Genomic DNA, 14,563 nt, shown 5'->3' with positions numbered 1-14,563 from the left:
TTTTATTGCGCAATAAAACAATTTATATAATACTGTATAAAACATATATATTTAGGAGGATTACAGCAATGTCTGAAAAAACATACGAACTCGCGACCTTCGCAGGCGGTTGCTTTTGGTGCATGGTAAAACCATTTGATGAACTTCCTGGTATCCAAAAAGTTATTTCTGGTTATGCAGGAGGTCATATAGAAAATCCAACATACGAACAAGTAAAAGCTGGAACATCTGGACACTTAGAAGTCGTACAAATTACATTCGATCCTTCTATTTTCCCGTATGAAAAATTATTAGATTTATATTGGCCACAAATCGATCCAACGGATGATGGCGGACAATTTTTTGACCGTGGTCCATCTTATCGCACTGCTATTTTCTATCATAATGAAACACAAAAAGAGCTTGCAGAAAGATCGAAGCAAACTCTTGCAGAAAGCGGTATGTTTAAAGAGCCAATCGTAACTGAAATTCGTCTGGCTGCACCTTTTTATGAGGCTGAAGAATACCATCAACATTTTTATAAAAAGAACCCAGAGAAATATGCTACTGAGCAAAAGGAATCTGGTCGTGAAGATTTTATTAATGAAAACTGGCAAAAAAAATAATAAAAACGCATCGTGCTTTCTTTTCAAAGTGCGATGCGTTTTTATCTTTGAAACAAGTACCATACAATTAAAAGAACAATCGCTGTTAGTGTCCAAAGTATTATTTCGTTTTTCACTCTATTCTTTTTCTTAGTCATTTCATTCCCTCCTTATAGCCATTAAACATATTCAAGATTTCCTTTGTTTAATTGTCCACTTGATAAATGTGAATAAATCCGTACATATTCTTATAGCAAGACCACCAATTATTCCGATTGCAATCGCGATTAATAACATCTGTCCAAAACTAAGAGAAGTTGTGTACGTTATGTAGAGAACGATACATACAAGTAAAAAATTTGGTAAAGAAAGTAAAAACTTTTTAAGCATTTTTTCAATTCTCCTATGCTTTATTTGTAAATTACACCTTCTACTGTAGCTTTGAAATAAAGTTTGTTCAAAAACGCCATGTAAACTCTCATTTTATGGAAAATAATAAGAACTCCTTTTGTAAAAGGTTTCTTATTCAGTAGATTTAAGTTTAATTATTTTCTACATACCTTATTCCATAATTACTCCTGAAACAAAATAATATTACCAGCGCTTTATTAGAAATTAAACATTCTTATTACCCATCAACAAAATTTTTAATCTACATCTACAAAGGAAACCTATTACTACTTCTTCAAAAATAAAAACCTCCAGTTTAAGTACTAGAGGTCTTCTATGTTATTTCTTTAATCGCTCAATAAAATCCTGTAATTTATCAAGCGATTTCATGTTATGGTTACAAGCAACACCATCTTTGCAAATATAATTGCCCTTTTTAACAAACGTTCCTGGGATTTTTCCTTTTATTTCAACTAAAAACATCCCTACTTCTTCATGCCCATGACATAATGAACAAATACTTTTTTTATTTATGCTTTGGAACGTTCCTTGTAGACCAACGAACTTATTATTGTTTTTTGCAATTATAAATTTCCTGCTTGTTCCTTTATCAATCCAGCTTAAATAAGACGTTTCTTTCATATTAATTTCTTCCATATCAGGAAGTTTTAATTTTTTCGCCTTAGGAAATAATTTTTTTAACGTTTGTGCCGTAACTTCCTGAAACGGTATTACATACGGATTTATTTTCAGTAAAAACGATTCTGCATCTTCTCTATTTTCAACTGTTAATACCGTATCAATTAACTCTTTCTGTTCATCCGTTAAATTCTCAAATACATATATTATCTTTTCAATTGCAAGTGATTTTAACGCTTGAATTACTCCTCTATCATTTGCCGTCGCATGCCCGTTTGCTAAAATATAAGCTTGTGATTTTATAAAATTATATTGATCACTTCTAATAAAAGCTTCCATCTTTATCACTCCATACAAATTGTTGAATTAGTTTTATTGTATACAATGATTCAGTTTTTTGATATGTAAAAGATAATTTAGAAATAAACATTACATAAACAAACGCCATCCAAAACGAGCAATAAAATGGAATTCATAACCATTTTTAATATATCACTTATGTTCTATCGATTCATTTCCTGACAAAAGAATCCATCATCTGTTTTCCATTCCGCATATAATACGTCCTCAAATTTAGTAATCCCTTTTTGCTTAATTTGCTTATAAAGCCAACCTTCATCAAAACCCGCTTCCCTCAAATTATCCTTAACTACCTTTCCATCACTAATTAATGAAATAGGTAAGTAAACTGGCTTATGTTTTAAACTTAAGTCATTTATAGTAGGAGATGCATATTTACTTTTTTTCAGAACACTTATGTTTCCGTTAGGTTCCAATATCATATACTCAACTTCTCGAATTGAAAAAATATCTTTTTGCTGTCTTAGCATTTGTTGTAATTGGTTAATATCCAAATGATTTGAACTTAGTTGTTCACGGTCAATATATCCATTACGGATAATGATTGACGGAGAGCCTTCAAAAAAACTTCTCGTCCCTCTAAATTTTTGCGTTATTACTTCTATCGTATAAATTAACACTACCCATACAAGTACAGCATATAAAATAGACCCTACTTTTATTTCCGGATCATATATAGTATTTCCAACCAATTCTCCAAGAACAATGGCAGAAATAAAATCAAAAGGCGTTAGCTGCGATATTTGTGTTTTCCCTAATATTTTAGTAGCAATCAGTAGAACAAAAAAACCAACAAAAAGTTCTATCGTTATTTGTCCAAAATGATTCATAGTTGTTCACCTTTCTATAATATGAAATATAACATTTTAATCCCCATTCATACTTCTATACGATTCATTTTTTGCTATTATCATGCCCATTCACACTCAATATATCCAATATGTACAAAGCAAAAAGAGCCCGATTCAAAATAATATTTGAATCGGACTCTTTTATTCTCATTTAGAATACACAATCTTTTTAATCGTTTCTCCAGAAAGAAAATATTCTTCTGCAAGTTGATGAATAGCGATTCCGCTTTTAAATGCTTCTTTAATTGCTCTATTTCTTTCATCCAGTTGCTTTCTTCCTCCAGATCGTGTACCCCACTTATAATGTTTCGTTTCTTGTTTTGGAATGTAAATTGTTTCACCTTGTATATACTTTTGAATTTCAGCAATTAAACTCTCTGGTAAAACAGTCGCAGCTTTTACGTATTTCATTTCTGCTCGCCCCTTATTTTTTATGGTTCATTTCAATAAGGTGCAAAGCCAAATATAAAAAATGATACGAGCTCATTTAGGCGATTGTATATTACTTGTCTACCTCACGCAAAGTATCGCCATTTCCATACTTGGCTTTGCATGAGACGTTGCAGTGTCTGGCAATTGAATTGTAATCGCCATATAAACACCTCCTAATATACCTTTTGATTTCATTTCATTATATGATAAATTTCCATTACTTGCATCTTCATGCTTTTTTGGAGCAACAAGTTACGCAGTTTGATATAATACTTTTTAATTGAATCAAAAAGTATTGTGAGGTTGCATTATGAAGAAAAAAATCATTGTTACAACAGTTACACTATTCATTGTTGTCATAGCGTTATTCGGCACGTACAAATTAATGAATGCAAGAAGCTTTCAATTATTTGGAGAGCTAACGAATCGCGTTGAAACAAATGAGAAAGTGATTGCTTTAACTTTTGATGATGGTCCTACAAAAAGTGTAGAACAAATATTACCACTTCTAGATAAGTACAACGCGAAAGCTACTTTCTTTGTTATTGGAAATGAATTAGAAAAAAATTTACCAATAGGAAAAGCAATTGTTCAATCTGGACATCAACTTGGGAACCATACATATTCCCATAAAAGAATGGTTTTCAAAACACCTTCTTTTATTAAAAATGAATTAGAAAAAACAAATTCATTAATCCGTCAAACAGGATATACAGGCGAAATTGATTTCAGACCACCTAACGGTAAGAAGTTAATCGGACTACCATACTATTTAAATAAAAATAATGTCGAAACGATCACATGGGATCTTGAGCCTGATACTTTTTATAAATCTGCAGCTGATAAAATTGACTACGTTAATAAAAATGTAAAATCAGGTTCTATCATTTTATTACACTCTATGTATGATGAATCTAATGAAAATTTACAGACCATTGAAGGTATTTTAGACTCCTTATCTAAGAAGGGATATCAGTTCGTAACAGTAAATGAATTGCAAAAAAGAGCGTAGAGTAGAAAACTGAAACAAATTAAATTTCTTTAGGGTTTCTCCACCAGTTGCCTGTCAGCTACTAGGCGACCTGGCTCTTACCTAGACTGGTCTTTCACCAGTAAGCCGTGCCCAGCTATGCACGCAAAATAAAAAGGTAGCGTATCATACCACGATACGCTACCTTTCTTTTATATAATTCCTAGTACATTTAGGAATACGATAATAATTGCGATTGGTGCGATATAGCGAAGTAAGAATAACCATAATACGAATAGTTTATAGCCTTTATTTTTACTTACACCAAGCTCTTTCATTAATACATCTTTCTTCATTTTTAAAGGAACAAAGATAGATACTAATAAAACACCAAGTGGCATAAGTATGTTACTTACTGCATAGTCTGCTAAATCAAAGATTGTTTTTCCAAATGGTTTCACATCACTTAACAAACCGAACGATAATGCTGATGGAATCCCAACAACGAAGATTAATAATCCAACGATAAGGGCCATTTTTTCACGTTTCCCTTTACTTTTACCTTTAGTCGTTAAAGACGCAACGCTAATTTCTAACATCGAAATTGCTGATGTAATAGTAGCAAAGAAGAATAGTAATAAGAAAACGATGAAGAATAATTTTCCGAACGCCATTTTACTGAAAATAGCTGGCAATACGATAAATAATAGTCCCGGTCCTTGAGATGGTTCCATTCCAAATGCGAACACAACTGGGAAAATTGCAAGTCCTGCAAGTAATGTAATAACAAGCGTTAAAGCTACGATAGAAAATGCCGAACGTGGTAAACTTTCTTCTTTCGGTAAGTATGAGCTATACGTTACCATAACGGCTACACCAACTGATAGTGAGAAGAACGATTGCCCCATTGCATATAAAATAATTTCTGACGTTACGTTTGAGAAATCAGGTTGTAAGAAGAAGCGAACTCCTTCTCCAGCACCGTCTAATGTAAGTGCTCGAACGATTAATACAAAGAATAAAACGAATAGTGCTGGCATGAAATATTTATTTACTTTTTCAACACCGTTTTGCACGCCTTTACTTACGATAAAAATAGTAATAAGGATGAATAATAGCTGTGATCCAACTGCTAAATATGGATTGGAAATGATTTCACCAAACGTATCTTCGTATGCCCCATTGCCTTCCCATAGTCTACCTGTAATTGCATTCCATAAATATAATAAAATCCAACCTCCTACAACACTGTAGAAAGAAAGTAATATGAAACAAGTTACAATTCCCAATTTACCTAACCACGGCCATAACGTTTTAGGAGCAATCTCTCTATACGCATCAACAGCTTCTTTTTGTGTACTTCTTCCAATAACGAATTCAGCTAATAATAGCGGTAAACCAATTAATAATGTGAAACCGATGAAAATAAGGAAGAACGCCCCGCCTCCTCCAATGCCGGCCATATATGGGAATTTCCAAATCGCCCCAAGACCAATTGCTGAACCTGCTGCAGCTAATACGAAACCTAATTTCGATGTCCATTGCTGTGAATTCATCTTTTTATCTCCTCTCTTTTTCTATTTCTTTTTTCGTTATAATCTGTCTATGTTCATATTGTTCTATTACCACCCCGATCTAATACAACCACTTCCCTTCAACTAAAAAACGCCCCTACGTAAATACGTAGGGACGACAAAAATATCGCGGTACCACCCTAGTTATGAAGATACAACAAAAGTAAGACCTAAATAAAAAACGCCCCTACGCAAATACGTAGGGACGACAAAATATCGCGGTACCACCCTAGTTATGAAGACACAACAAAGTAAGACCTAAATAAAAAACGTCCCTACGTAAATACGTAGGGACGATATATATCGCGGTACCACCCTAGTTGTGAACAAAATCTTCACCACTTTATTTGATAACGGTATGCACTACCGTCTTTCATTTCCTCACAATGCGAGATTTATGAAAGATGCTCCAGGACGAACTTCATGAATAATCTATATACTGATTCACACCAACCATCAGCTCTCTGAAATAGGGAGATTTTCACTACTATACCCTTTCATTGCCCAAATATTATTTTCCGAATTGATTACTATCATTTTTATCATACATTAAAAATAGTGTCAACTTATATTTTGAATTTTTATGTAGCACATTCTATTTGAAAATTCAAAATATGACTTTTGTATGAATAGTATTAGAACATTTATGGTTTATACTGTATTAACTTCTCTAGCAGGTTTATAGTAGTATACGATGAATGCAAGGCAGCACGAGTAGGAGGAAAAATTTTGTCTACTTCAAAAGTTTTAAAAGGAACTGCTTTATTAAGCGGTGCCACAATGATTTCACGTATTTTAGGTTTTATATACTTCTTCCCTTTTCAATTATTAGTCGGAACACAAGGGGTCGCTTTATATGGATATGCATACTCTTGGTACGGTATTTTATTAAGTTTTTCAACAGCTGGTATTCCTATTGCCGTCTCCAAATTTGTTGCAAAACATAATGCGCTCGGTGATTATAGTACAAGTAAAAAATTATATAACTCTAGCGTAAAATTGATGCTGTTTATGGGCTTTTTAGGATTTTTAATTTTATTTATTGGAGCACCGTACATATCACAATTTATTATTCGCTCTAAAACACCAGATCCACAATTTATTGCCGACGTAACACTTACAATGCGGGCATTAAGTTTCGCGCTTATTATCGTACCAGCTATGAGTGTTACACGTGGTTATTTCCAAGGTTTTCAACATATGAAACCAAGTGCTGTTTCTCAAGTCGTAGAACAAATTGCGCGCGTTGTTTTCATTTTAGTTGGTAGTTTTATTGTCTCGAAACTATTAGGTGGTTCAGTAGCTTCTTCTGTTGCAGTTGCTACATTTGGTGCCGTTATTGGTGCACTTGCGAGCGTCTCCATGTTAATGATGTACTGGAAAAAATATAATGGTTTAAAGCCACCTGAAGGTGAGCTAAAAACGAGATCATCTAATATTTCGTTAAGAAGTATTTATATGGAATTACTACGTTATGCAATTCCAATTGTATTTGTAGGCATTGCAATCCCGCTCTATACGTTAGTAGATCAATATACCGTAGCTGATGTCCTTAGAGCGATGGGAGAGCCTTTAGAAACCGCGAATGCAGTTTTCGCTTATATAACGAACTATGCACAAAAGTTAATTATGATTCCAGCTTCACTTGCAACTGGATTCTCATTAACAATTATTCCTGCTATAACGAAATCATTTACAAGCGGGAAACTAGAAGAATTACAAGATCAAATTTCAAAGATATTCCAAGTATTGTTATTCTTCACTATCCCAGCCGCATTTGGTCTTGCTAGTATAGCTTATGATGCATTCCGCATGGTTTATGTAAATCCTGAAATTGCACTTGGCGGATCACAATATTTAATTTCATTTGCACCTTCTGCTATATTAAGTGCGATTTTTACAGTTTCAGCAGCTATATTACAAGGAATTGATTATCAAAGAAAAACAATGATTGCATTCTCAGTCGGTATTCTCGTTAAGGTTTTAGTGAACACACCGCTCTTACATTTATTCGGCGGACACGGTGCTGTACTTGGAACAATTCTTGGATATCTCGTTTCAAATATTATTATGCTGTACTGCATCGTTAAGTTTGCGAAATTCAAAATTGGTGAAACCGCAAAAACAGTACTTCTTATTACGATTTACTCCGCAGCAATGTCTGCTGTTGTAATTGCATTAAGAGCATTTATAAGCTGGATTATTCCTGGACAATCTTATATAGAATCACTGATCATTGTGTTTATATGCGCCGCAGCAGGAGGACTTGTTTATCTATTATTCGTATTAACGAGTGGACTTGCTTCACATATTCTCGGTGATAGGATTCAACGATTACCCGTACTAGGAAAATTAGTAAAATAAAAAAAGAAGAGATGTAACTCGTTGTTACATCTCTTCTTTTTTTACTTTGCATATTGAATACGCTTTTGTTGTTCAGCAATATTTAACTTTGGAGCATATTGTTCTACCAAATGTAATACTTCCTCGATTAGTACTTCTAACTCTCGCACGCTATACTCTGGACTCCCTATTAATGTATTCGTCATACGCTCATATAAATTTTCAGGTTTGATAGTCATTTGTTCCACATTATATGGCATCCATTTAAATGCAGGATGATGCACGTACATTCGGTTCATTCCAAACAAGACACCAAATATATTCCTTTGCACTTCACAAATAACATCATAAAGCATAAGCCAATCTTTTCGTTTCAAAAGTGCCTCTCGATTATGCCAACGATTGCTTAACCAAAGGTTTTCTGAAATCATTCGTTTCGCTAGTTCTTCTGGATACACCGCCACTCTATCTTTTAATTCATTCACTTTCTTTTCTCCATACAAACTCATACCATCATGGACGGATGATACAATACATTGTTTCTCATAATTTATATCATATAAATCTACAACATCTAAAATAAACTTTTCAACAGTTTCTGTTAAAAAGTTACTAATCTCTAATTTAATTCCCTCTTTCGTCAAATACGTTTCCGACCATTCTTCTTCCTCATAAGGATGATATGACAAAATAGTGCCACCAATATGGTTAATAGGCCCTTTACGATCCTCATCCTCTGGTGGCGCTGACCATAAAATATGTAATTCAATATCTGAATGTTCATCTTCTAACTTTCTAGCTACTGAACCTGCTAAAATAATGGATTCGATTTTCGAGTTTTGTCTATAAATCTCTGACATTTCAATCGCTTTCTCTTTTAATCCCATTTCATTCCCCCCTAATACCGCAGTACTCTCCTCGCTTTTCATTTATCTATTTCGATATTGCATATTATCTTACCTTTTCAAATTCACACTTAATCAAATTTCTACCCAATAACGCTGAACAATTTCGCCGGTATGAGAAGAAACTACTTCATTCTCTAACACACCGCCAACCTTTTGAATCGTCTTAGCAGAACCAATATTAGACTTATCACAAGTTATTAACACTTTCTGCAATCCTAACTTTTGCGCCTCAGCCAATGAGAGTTGCAGTTGCCTCGTAGCGTAACCTTGGCGACGTTTATTCGGATGGACACTATAACCGATATGACCACTTTCCAGCAATAATTCTGGATTTAATCGATGTCTAATATTCACAAAACCTATAAGTTCTCCTTTTTCAAAACTTAAAAATTGACTAGATGGCACTCGATTGGGTGGTAAGTTTTCTCCTATTTCTTGTAAATCAACTTTTTCAAACCATTCATCAAGAGAATCAAAATTTTGTAAAGAACTACTACCGTGCGGTTGTTCTCCTGACTGTAAAAATGCCTGCCTATACTCTATAATTTGTTCGCTATATTCGTATGTTGGTTCCAATAGTTTCATTGTCATTTTCCCCACTCATCCATTCTCTATTGTTCTAAAAGAAGCACCTTAATAGAGGATTTTCATCCTTACTATTAAAATGCTTCTATCACTTTTATTCAAATAGCCCCATACTTAAATAACGTTCCCCTGTATCAGGCGCAATACATAAAACTTTTTTACCAGCGCCTAGGCGCTTCGCTATCATAATTGCGGCGTAAACAGAAGCTCCTGAAGATGGCCCTACTAGTAATCCTTCTTGTCTTGCTAAGTTTCTCATTGTAGTTAATGCCTCTTCATCTGCAATTTGAATAATTTCGTTATACACTTCTGTATTTAAGTTTTTTGGAATAAAACCAGGACTTGTTCCGACTAGTTTATGAGGGCCTGGAACACCACCAGATAACACTGGTGATCCTTTCGGTTCTACTACTGCAATATATAAGTTTGGTAGTTTCGCTTTTAATGTTTCACCTGTCCCTGTAATAGTCCCGCCCGTTCCAGCAGTTGCTACAAATGCATCAAGTTCTCCATCCATTTGTTCATAAATTTCAAGTGCAGTCGTATAACGATGAATATTCGGATTTGCTGGGTTTTCAAATTGCTGCGGAATAAAACTATTTGGAATTTCTTTTTGTAACTCTACCGCCTTTGCAATTGCTCCTGGCATTCTTTGTTCCGCTGGTGTTAAAATTACTTCTGCTCCGTATGCTTTCAATAAATTAATACGCTCTTTGGACATATTGTCTGGCATAATTAAAATAGCTTTATATCCTTTAGCTGCTGCATTCATCGCTAAACCAATTCCTGTATTTCCACTTGTCGGTTCAATAATTGTATCACCCGGCTTAATGAGACCGTGTTCCTCAGCAATATGAATTAAATTATAAGCAGCACGATCTTTCACACTGCGAGATGGATTAAACATTTCCAGTTTTACATACACATCCGCTGCGTCTTCTGGAATAAATTTAGATAATCGGACGACAGGTGTGTCTCCTATTAATTCTGTAACGTTTTCACATAATTTCATAGCACATCTCCTATTCTATCGTTTTCTTATCATTTGGCAGTAACCATGAAGTTAGTCCAATTAATGGTAAACAACTACATAATAACATAATAAATTGAAGGCTATACATATCAGCTAATTTTCCAAGGACTACAGCACCTAATGCTCCAAGACCAAACGCAAGGCCAACAATTAATCCCGATACCATTCCAACTTTACCTGGAACAAGTTCTTGTGCGTATACAACGATTACACTAAAACTACTAGAACTAATAAATCCGATGCATAAAAACAACGGTACGACCCACACGAGAGAAACGTGCGGTAACAATAGTGCTAGCGGCGCTGAACCGAGCATTGAAAAGACAATGATCTTTTTCTTACCGAATCGATCAGCTAGCGGACCACCAAAGAAAGTACCTAATACACCAGCAATCATAAAAGCGAAGACGAAATACTGTGCATTTTTTATAGATAAACCGTAATGCTCTATTAAATAAAATTGATAGAAATTCCCGATACCAGCACCGTACCAAGAGCGTACGAATGTTAGAAAAACAAGAAGTATAATAACAAATTTAATGTGCGTACTTACAATCGCATTTTCAGCCTCAAGTGCAGCCCTCTTTTTCCTTCTTACAGCACCAGTCGCTAATTCATTTTTATACCAATTTGAAACAAAAAGTAACAATACAATCCCTACCGCTGCGAAAGCAGTAAAACCTAGAGAACCAATTTGACCTAGTGGAACGAAAATGAGCGCTGTAAAAATAGGTGCTAGCGAGTTCCCTGTATTTCCTCCCACTTGATAAATCGCTTGTGCTAAACCACGTTTGGCACCTGCCGCCATATAAGCAACTCGGGCACCTTCTGGATGAAAGACTGCGGAACCTAATCCAATAAATAAAACAGAAATAATAACAATAATAAAATTCGGGGCAAACGCGAGCCCAATCATCCCAAGCATGCTCGAAAACATACCGAGTGGTAATAAAAATGGTGACGGCTTCTTATCTGAATACATCCCAAAAACCGGTTGCATAATCGATGACGTCATATTTAACGCGAACGCTATCCACCCTACTTGCATGTAGGATAAATTCATCGTTTTTTCCAAAATTGGAAACAAAGCCGGCACAACTGCTTGCATCGAATCATTTAAAAAATGTCCGAAACTAATCGCAAATAATATTCGATATATCGTCGGTGTTTCTACTGTATTTTTTTGCGCAACTGCCTGCATATATGAATCTCTCCTTTCTGTACAAATTATATATTTATTACAGCAGGTGTAATAAATTCTGAGTTTTGAAACATTTCTATTCTATACTGGTTTCATTTCTTTTTCCAGAAATTCAACTTCTAAAAAAATATATTTTTTCTATATGCTTTGTCGGATTTGTTTATATGAACTCTCTGTATTTTCTTTTATACTGGAACAGGACGAAAGGAAGGCTTGCAACTATGAAGAAAAAGGCGATCCTAAAACATATTAGGATCGCCTTTTCTATTAAATAGCAAAACGCTTATACTTCTCGTAATCACTCGTCTTACATTCTAGTGCAATTTTCGTACCTTCGTTTTCATAACTCGTAGATAAAACGTGCGCATGATTGTTGAAATACGAAACTACCTGTCCTTGATCATATGGAATTAACATTTCACACTTCGTATACTCTTTATAAATGTGTGAGCGAACCATTTCTACAAGCTCTTCAATTCCAACATGTTTCTTCGCAGATAGGTAAACGCGATCTTCTTGCACTTTCGGAATTTCAACATCTACCATATCTGATTTGTTGTATGCATAAATCGTCGGGATATTTTCCACGCCAATTTTCTTTAACGTTTCATTTGTAATATCAATTAATTGCTCATAATTGGGATTTGAGTAATCTACAACGTGAATGAGTAAATCTGCTTCCGCCACTTCCTCTAGCGTTGAACGGAATGCTTTCACAAGATGATGCGGTAATTTACTTACAAATCCAACTGTATCCGTTAATAAAAATGATTTATTATCTGGCAAATCAATATTTCGTACAGATGTCTCTAACGTCGCAAATAACATATCTTTTTCAAATACTTGTTTCTCTACAGTACCATTAAAAATTTCAAGCATTGTATTCATTATCGTTGATTTACCTGCATTCGTATATCCTACTAATGACACAACCGGAATTTCATTTTTCTTACGTTGTTTACGCTGCGTTTGGCGCTGTGCAACAAGTGCTTCTAATTCTTTATTTAGAGCTGCAATTTGCTCTTCAATTTTACGACGATCTAATTCCAACTTCTTCTCACCGACACCTTTATTTTTCGTACCAACTCCGCCGCTCTGTCTTCCTAACGATTCACGAAGACCGATTAAACGAGGCATCATGTACTGAAGATGGGCCACTTCTACTTGTAACTGCGCTTCTTTCGTTTTCGCACGCTGCGCAAAAATATCTAAAATTAAAATGGTACGATCAATTACTTTACAATCTAAATCCTCTTCTAAATTTCGAATTTGTGAAGGAGATAATTCATCATTAAAGATGACCATATTTGCATCTGCTTCTTTCACATACGCTGCTACTTCTTCAATCTTCCCTTTTCCAATATAATGCGACGGATTTACTCGTTGTAAATTTTGCGTCACTTGACCGATTACTTCCACATCACAAGCTTCCGTAAGATTTGCTAACTCTTCCATCGAATATGAAAAATCAGCTTCATTACCTAAATTTACTCCAACTAATATTGCTCTTTGTAATAATTCTTCCATATATTTATTCCTCCATTTCGATTACGCAAAATAAAAAACACAGGTCACTGCCTGTGTTTTCGTAAACGGATAAGGGTTCACCAAAGAAATAGAAGAAAGCAGTACTTTCGTCCTATACATGGTCAAAAAGTCCCAAGATCGTATACGTATCCAACAAGTGTTCACCTATACGACCCCATTCTATTTATAAAGGCAAAACAAAAAGAGGGCGTATTCGTCCCTCCCTCTTTTTCACATATAAGCTTAATAAAGGGTTCCTTTAAAATAGGCAGACCAATCCCGTTCACTCTGTACACAGACAGAGCCTTTGAGCGCTATTCAATTATTGGCACAAAGTATTGAGACGTAATCTGATTAAGATCAAAGGAAGCCCCTCCGTTCATTTTAAGTTACATAAAGTGTAGCATAAGTAATTCGCTTTCACAAGATTAAACCACCTATAGAAACAGAAAGAAAATCTTTGTATTTTTACTTTAATCGTCATTTTTTGCGCTGTTTTCTCACAAAAACAATAACAAAAGCAATTATTAATAACACACCTATAGAAATGATAGCAACTTTCCACCAACTTAAACCGTTAGCCATATCCCCTTTTAAATTCACCTTCTTCGATGGAACAGACTCTTTTGCAATATGACTTAAAGCATTTTTCTCAATCTCTGCCTCATCTAATCTCTTCGTGCTACTGCAGATAGATGTCTCTAACTTTTCTTCTCCTCTGTAAGAAGAAAAGACTAGGTACTCTCCTCCCTTTGCAAAAGGAAATGCACAGCTACTAACACTTGTATATATAATAATTTGCGAAGAATTTGTCCCTTTCCAAATTTTCTTCACTTCAAATAATACCTCAGTTCCAACTCCCTCTTTCCTTCCAATTTCAATTACTTTCCCCTCAAACACTACATCGTTTTTTTGAAATGCATCTTCTGCTGATACATTAATACAATCACAAGCATAAGATTTCTCTGGAAAAATAATAAGAATAAAACTACAAATAACAACAACAGAAAACATGTATAAAATCCTTTTCAAGGAGCTCAACTTCCTTCATTATCAATTTTAGAAGCTTCTCGTATATTATTTTTACACCACTCGCCAAATTCCTTCATAGTAAGTTAAGCATTATCGTTTCAATACAATAAAAGTCTTTATTGACATTTTTATAA

14 protein-coding genes and 1 other annotated feature are annotated in these 14,563 nt (G+C 34.6%); of the genes, 3 read left to right on the top strand and 11 right to left on the bottom strand.

The window, feature by feature from the left end; all coding sequences use genetic code 11:
* Window positions 1-68: 68 nt before the first annotated feature.
* Window positions 69-605, top strand: a complete 537-nt coding sequence (gene msrA / locus QUF93_RS11085) for a peptide-methionine (S)-S-oxide reductase MsrA (protein ID WP_289358807.1) — start codon at window positions 69-71, stop codon at window positions 603-605.
* 168 nt (window positions 606-773) lie between these two features.
* Here msrA and QUF93_RS11080 read toward each other — a convergent pair whose 3' ends face one another.
* The 4 genes from QUF93_RS11080 to QUF93_RS11065 all read right to left on the bottom strand — a co-directional run bounded on the left by QUF93_RS11080 (window position 774) and on the right by QUF93_RS11065 (window position 3,235).
* Window positions 774-974, bottom strand: a complete 201-nt coding sequence (locus tag QUF93_RS11080; RefSeq protein ID WP_289358806.1) for a hypothetical protein — start codon at window positions 972-974, stop codon at window positions 774-776.
* 339 nt (window positions 975-1,313) lie between these two features.
* Window positions 1,314-1,952, bottom strand: a complete 639-nt coding sequence (locus QUF93_RS11075; RefSeq protein WP_088058216.1) for a FusB/FusC family EF-G-binding protein — start codon at window positions 1,950-1,952, stop codon at window positions 1,314-1,316.
* Between the two features lie 164 nt (window positions 1,953-2,116).
* Entirely contained in the window at window positions 2,117-2,803 is a 687-nt protein-coding gene (locus QUF93_RS11070; RefSeq protein ID WP_002118227.1) for a DUF421 domain-containing protein, read from the bottom strand.
* A 168-nt stretch (window positions 2,804-2,971) separates the two neighbouring features.
* On the bottom strand, window positions 2,972-3,235 hold the full coding sequence (locus tag QUF93_RS11065; protein WP_002118225.1) for a CD3324 family protein: 264 nt from the start codon (window positions 3,233-3,235) through the stop codon (window positions 2,972-2,974).
* A 331-nt stretch (window positions 3,236-3,566) separates the two neighbouring features.
* Between QUF93_RS11065 and QUF93_RS11060 the strand changes: the two genes are divergently transcribed.
* Window positions 3,567-4,268 (top strand): polysaccharide deacetylase family protein, encoded by a 702-nt coding sequence (locus QUF93_RS11060; RefSeq protein WP_289358804.1) that lies wholly within the window; start codon window positions 3,567-3,569, stop codon window positions 4,266-4,268.
* Window positions 4,269-4,438: 170 nt separating this feature from the next.
* Here QUF93_RS11060 and QUF93_RS11055 read toward each other — a convergent pair whose 3' ends face one another.
* Window positions 4,439-5,782 carry a sodium-dependent transporter gene (locus QUF93_RS11055; protein ID WP_289358803.1) on the bottom strand — a complete coding sequence of 448 codons (1,344 nt, stop codon included), beginning with the start codon at window positions 5,780-5,782 and terminating at the stop codon, window positions 4,439-4,441.
* A 304-nt stretch (window positions 5,783-6,086) separates the two neighbouring features.
* Window positions 6,087-6,310, bottom strand: a binding site (T-box leader).
* A gap of 219 nt (window positions 6,311-6,529) precedes the next feature.
* Between QUF93_RS11055 and QUF93_RS11050 the strand changes: the two genes are divergently transcribed.
* Window positions 6,530-8,164 carry a putative polysaccharide biosynthesis protein gene (locus QUF93_RS11050; protein WP_289375284.1) on the top strand — a complete coding sequence of 545 codons (1,635 nt, stop codon included), beginning with the start codon at window positions 6,530-6,532 and terminating at the stop codon, window positions 8,162-8,164.
* A 41-nt stretch (window positions 8,165-8,205) separates the two neighbouring features.
* On the opposite strand, the gene QUF93_RS11045 is transcribed toward QUF93_RS11050, so the two are convergent.
* From QUF93_RS11045 to QUF93_RS11020, 6 genes are all read right to left on the bottom strand, one after another.
* A complete protein-coding gene (locus tag QUF93_RS11045) occupies window positions 8,206-9,030 on the bottom strand; it encodes a DUF4037 domain-containing protein (protein ID WP_289358801.1) in 825 nt (274 codons plus the stop codon).
* 93 nt (window positions 9,031-9,123) lie between these two features.
* Window positions 9,124-9,636 carry a GNAT family N-acetyltransferase gene (locus tag QUF93_RS11040; RefSeq protein WP_289358800.1) on the bottom strand — a complete coding sequence of 171 codons (513 nt, stop codon included), beginning with the start codon at window positions 9,634-9,636 and terminating at the stop codon, window positions 9,124-9,126.
* A 94-nt stretch (window positions 9,637-9,730) separates the two neighbouring features.
* Window positions 9,731-10,648 carry a cysteine synthase A gene (cysK, locus tag QUF93_RS11035; protein ID WP_289358799.1) on the bottom strand — a complete coding sequence of 306 codons (918 nt, stop codon included), beginning with the start codon at window positions 10,646-10,648 and terminating at the stop codon, window positions 9,731-9,733.
* Between the two features lie 10 nt (window positions 10,649-10,658).
* A complete protein-coding gene (locus QUF93_RS11030) occupies window positions 10,659-11,870 on the bottom strand; it encodes an MFS transporter (protein WP_289358798.1) in 1,212 nt (403 codons plus the stop codon).
* A 267-nt stretch (window positions 11,871-12,137) separates the two neighbouring features.
* Window positions 12,138-13,397, bottom strand: coding sequence for a GTPase HflX (gene hflX / locus QUF93_RS11025; protein ID WP_289358797.1), 1,260 nt, complete (start codon window positions 13,395-13,397; stop codon window positions 12,138-12,140).
* A gap of 480 nt (window positions 13,398-13,877) precedes the next feature.
* A complete protein-coding gene (locus QUF93_RS11020; RefSeq protein WP_289358796.1) occupies window positions 13,878-14,429 on the bottom strand; it encodes a netrin-like domain-containing protein in 552 nt (183 codons plus the stop codon).
* Between the last annotated feature and the right edge of the window lie 134 nt (window positions 14,430-14,563).

The organism is Bacillus hominis (assembly GCF_030348325.1).
Lineage (GTDB): Bacteria > Bacillota > Bacilli > Bacillales > Bacillaceae_G > Bacillus_A > Bacillus_A hominis.
The sequence above is the reverse complement of the archived record's forward strand: the minus strand, read 5'-3'. Positions and strand labels throughout refer to the sequence as shown.

Bases quoted from the DNA above. Each gene is read 5' to 3' on its own strand.
- hflX (WP_289358797.1), bottom strand. From the start codon at position 13,397: ATGGAAGAATTATTACAAAGAGCAATATTAGTTGGAGTAAATTTAGGT.
- msrA (WP_289358807.1), top strand. From the start codon at position 69: ATGTCTGAAAAAACATACGAACTCGCGACCTTCGCAGGCGGTTGCTTT.
- QUF93_RS11030 (WP_289358798.1), bottom strand. From the start codon at position 11,870: ATGCAGGCAGTTGCGCAAAAAAATACAGTAGAAACACCGACGATATAT.
- QUF93_RS11070 (WP_002118227.1), bottom strand. From the start codon at position 2,803: ATGAATCATTTTGGACAAATAACGATAGAACTTTTTGTTGGTTTTTTT.
- QUF93_RS11065 (WP_002118225.1), bottom strand. From the start codon at position 3,235: ATGAAATACGTAAAAGCTGCGACTGTTTTACCAGAGAGTTTAATTGCT.
- QUF93_RS11045 (WP_289358801.1), bottom strand. From the start codon at position 9,030: ATGGGATTAAAAGAGAAAGCGATTGAAATGTCAGAGATTTATAGACAA.
- QUF93_RS11080 (WP_289358806.1), bottom strand. From the start codon at position 974: ATGCTTAAAAAGTTTTTACTTTCTTTACCAAATTTTTTACTTGTATGT.
- cysK (WP_289358799.1), bottom strand. From the start codon at position 10,648: ATGAAATTATGTGAAAACGTTACAGAATTAATAGGAGACACACCTGTC.
- QUF93_RS11055 (WP_289358803.1), bottom strand. From the start codon at position 5,782: ATGAATTCACAGCAATGGACATCGAAATTAGGTTTCGTATTAGCTGCA.
- QUF93_RS11075 (WP_088058216.1), bottom strand. From the start codon at position 1,952: ATGGAAGCTTTTATTAGAAGTGATCAATATAATTTTATAAAATCACAA.
- QUF93_RS11040 (WP_289358800.1), bottom strand. From the start codon at position 9,636: ATGAAACTATTGGAACCAACATACGAATATAGCGAACAAATTATAGAG.
- QUF93_RS11060 (WP_289358804.1), top strand. From the start codon at position 3,567: ATGAAGAAAAAAATCATTGTTACAACAGTTACACTATTCATTGTTGTC.